At 47.3% G+C, this 1192-nt stretch carries 2 pseudogenes; both read left to right on the plus strand.

Features of this window, described 5'->3' with window-relative positions:
• Positions 1 to 296, plus strand: a pseudogene (locus Q0628_RS05015) (pyrimidine 5'-nucleotidase); the annotation flags it as partial.
• A gap of 97 nt (positions 297 to 393) precedes the next feature.
• Positions 394 to 1192 (plus strand): annotated as a pseudogene (locus Q0628_RS05020) (hypothetical protein); the annotation flags it as partial.

The raw sequence follows: 1192 nt of genomic DNA on the forward strand, positions 1-1192 counted from the left end.
ACGGCGTGTTTGACTTGAAGTTACTCGGTTGGGAAGGAAAACCCCACGAAAGTGCTTACGACAAAATGGAAAAGTGGCTTGCGCAAAAGCTCCCTACCATGGGGTTAGAAATGCCCGAGAACAAACGCGACATTGTGTTGCTGGATGATGGTCTTCGCAACCTGGAACCTGCGCACCGCCGCGGCTGGACTACGGTTTTTGTGAATCCGACTACCGAGAGCGCCCCCTATGTGGATTACCATATTCCGCATCTAATGAATCTACGCGATATTGTTCCCACTTTAATAAAAATGTGAAATGTGTAATGTGAAATGATAAATCCCACATTTCTCATCTCACATTTCTCATTCCACACTATTATCTACGAACTCATTTTTGTATTTTATTTCCCGTATGAAAAATGTTTCTCTGTTTGCCTTGATTTGCCTTTTGGCGGTATCCTTTGCGCTGGCTATGCCTGAACCGGCAAAGCGTAACGGTTTTACCAATATGAACGTTACGACGGAGTATTCTGAACTTTTGAAAGAAAAGAATGCCCGCAACGATTCTTTGTTGCCGGCCCTCGATGGCGACAAGGCCTTTGCCGAAGTGTTGCGCTTGAATCCGAATTTCTGGAGCTTGGGTGGAGCCTTGGACAAAGAAGAATCGGTGGTGACCAAGCTCAATGCGAAAGTGATATTTATTGACGGTATTCGCGAAGATCCCTTCTGCGAAATCGACAAAAACACGGGCAGCACCGCGGGCGAATGGAATGTGCGGATTGGCGTAGACTTCGTGTCTGGCGGTTCCAATACGGTGCACATTCACGTGCAACAGTGCCTGGACTACGTGCGCGATCAGTTGGGTTATGCCATCAAGAAGGGCGACAAGGTTGTCTTTGTTCCGCCCAAGAAGGTGCTCGATAAAATCAAGGAAAGTGAAATTCCCGATGCTATTGATATTGACATGCAGCAGACGCTCTTGAAGGCGCACGAAGACGTGAACCTGACGGGTAAATGCCCCAACAATATTGAAGCGTACATCATTTTGATGGATGTCTACAAGCAGGTCAAGAATCAGAAAATGGACTTTGTGGTCATTAACGACCAGCTGAACAGCAAAGACAACACCATCGGACTGCTGTTCAACGACCCCACCGTCGAGAAGCGTTCGCTGTCCGATTTGACCCTTGCTTCCTTTTACGGTGATCCAT

The organism is uncultured Fibrobacter sp., from assembly GCF_937877005.1.
Taxonomy (GTDB): domain Bacteria; phylum Fibrobacterota; class Fibrobacteria; order Fibrobacterales; family Fibrobacteraceae; genus Fibrobacter.